The 2,358-nt window shown below is 51.5% G+C and carries 1 rRNA gene (only partly in view); it reads right to left on the bottom strand.

The features are described 5' to 3' along the window. Positions 1–1,866 (bottom strand): 23S ribosomal RNA (locus ASF69_RS14820) (it extends 1,003 nt beyond the left edge of the window). Between the last annotated feature and the right edge of the window lie 492 nt (positions 1,867–2,358).

Genomic DNA, 2,358 nt, shown 5'->3' with positions numbered 1-2,358 from the left:
CGGAACTTACCCGACAAGGAATTTCGCTACCTTAGGACCGTTATAGTTACGGCCGCCGTTTACTGGGGCTTCAGTTCAGAGCTTGCACCCCTCCCTTTAACCTTCCAGCACCGGGCAGGCGTCAGACCCTATACGTCGTATTGCTACTTCGCAGAGCCCTGTGTTTTTGATAAACAGTCGCTACCCCCTGGTCTGTGCCACCCTGACATACTTGCGTACAACAGGGTCACGCTTCTTCCGAAGTTACGCGTGCAATTTGCCGAGTTCCTTCAACATAGNCAAGCGCCTTGGTATACTCTACCTGACCACCTGTGTCGGTTTCGGGTACGGTCTATACGGTGGAGCTATTTCCTGGAACCTCTTCGCCGCCCAACCAATCCAATAAGGTTGAACAACACACAAGATCCGTCACTACCACCAGGCCCACGAATATTAACGTGGTTCCCATCGACTACGCGTGTCCGCCTCGTCTTAGGGGCCGGCTAACCCTGCTCAGATTAACTTTAAGCAGGAACCCTTGGTCTTTCGGCGAGGGAGTCTCTCACTCCCTTTATCGTTACTCATGTCAACATTCGCACTTCCGATATCTCCAGCAGCCCTCACGGGTCCGCCTTCACAGACTTACGGAACGCTCCGCTACCACACAACTTACGTTGTATCCTCAGCTTCGGTGCATGGCTTTAGCCCCGTTACATTTTCGGCGCAAAGACCCTTATTTAGACCAGTGAGCTGTTACGCTTTCTTTAAATGATGGCTGCTTCTAAGCCAACATCCTGGTTGTTTTGGGATCCTCACATCCTTTCCCACTTAGCCATGACTTGGGGACCTTAGCTGGAGGTCAGGGTTGTTGCCCTCTTCACGACGGACGTTAGCACCCGCCGTGTGTCTGCCGACTAGTACTCCTCGGTATTCGGAGTTTGGTTAGGATCAGTAAGACGGTGAGTCCCCATAGCCCATCCAGTGCTCTACCCCCGAGGGTATTCGGTCGACGCTCTACCTAAATAGATTTCGCGGAGAACCAGCTATTTCCGAGTTTGATTGGCCTTTCACCCCTAGCCACAAGTCATCCCAATCTATTGCAACAGATATGGGTTCGGCCCTCCAGTTGGTGTTACCCAACCTTCAGCCTGCTCATGGCTAGATCACTCGGTTTCGGGTCTAATGCAACAAACTAAACGCCCTATTCAGACTCGCTTTCGCTACGCCTACACCTACCGGCTTAAGCTTGCTTGCTACACTAAGTCGTTGACCCATTATACAAAAGGTACGCCGTCACTCTTTCGAGCTCCGACTGCTTGTAGGCATCCGGTTTCAGGTTCTATTTCACTCCCCTCGTCGGGGTGCTTTTCACCTTTCCCTCACGGTACTTGTTCGCTATCGGTCATGCACGAGTACTTAGGCTTGGAGAGTGGTCTCCCCATGTTCAGACAGGATTTCACGTGTCCCGCCCTACTCAAGGACAATGCCTGTTCTACGTCTACGGGGCTATCACCCGCTATGGCCGACTTTTCCAAATCGTTCGACTTTATTCAGCATTGCCACTGGCCTGGTCCGCGTTCGCTCGCCACTACTTACGGAGTCTCGGTTGATGTCCTTTCCTGCAGGTACTTAGATGTTTCAGTTCCCTGCGTTCGCTTCTTACACCCTATGTATTCAGATGCAGATACCTTATCACAATGCTTGGAAACCCAAGCCGTCCATCGCTGAACAACTTGGATTCTCCAAGCATTTAAGGTGGGTTGCCCCATTCGGAGATCCATGGATCAAAGCTTATTCGCAGCTCCCCACGGCTTATCGCAGCGTATCACGTCCTTCTTCGCCTGTGCATGCCAAGGCATCCACCAAATGCCCTTAATTCACTTCTTCGTTCTCATTGTCTATGCTCATCCATAGCCGTCCCGAAGGGCGGCAATCCGATTACCTTTTACAATCAGATTATTTCTTGATGACATCGACGTGTCGATACAGTCCTCATATGAAGGCACGCCGGTGCACTTCGAGGCCGTATCATTAAGACCAGCTTCTCGAGATATCATCCGGTGATGCGCGGTCAGGCAACACCAATCCAGCATTTCCATCAGAGATTTTTTCGCTCACGCTTGACAGAACCTTTCGGTTCTTGCTCCGCGGGGGCGCCAAACGATTGGCGACGGCCTTACGGCCTACCAAAATTTGGTCAACAACAAAAATGCCTAGGACAAGCTTTCCTACCTACCTCCAATCCCTCCACCAATTCCGGCCGACTAAGCCATCTCAAGGTTTCTCTGGGACTGGGCTCGGACGTCTTGAACCAATGGCTCAAAACACCTGGAAGCTTCCAGACATATCTTCTCTTCACAATGCATACAGAACAGGCAC

The organism is Rhizobium sp. Leaf311, from assembly GCF_001423445.1.
Classification (GTDB): Bacteria; Pseudomonadota; Alphaproteobacteria; order Rhizobiales; family Rhizobiaceae; genus Agrobacterium.
The sequence above is the reverse complement of the archived record's forward strand: the minus strand, read 5'-3'. Positions and strand labels throughout refer to the sequence as shown.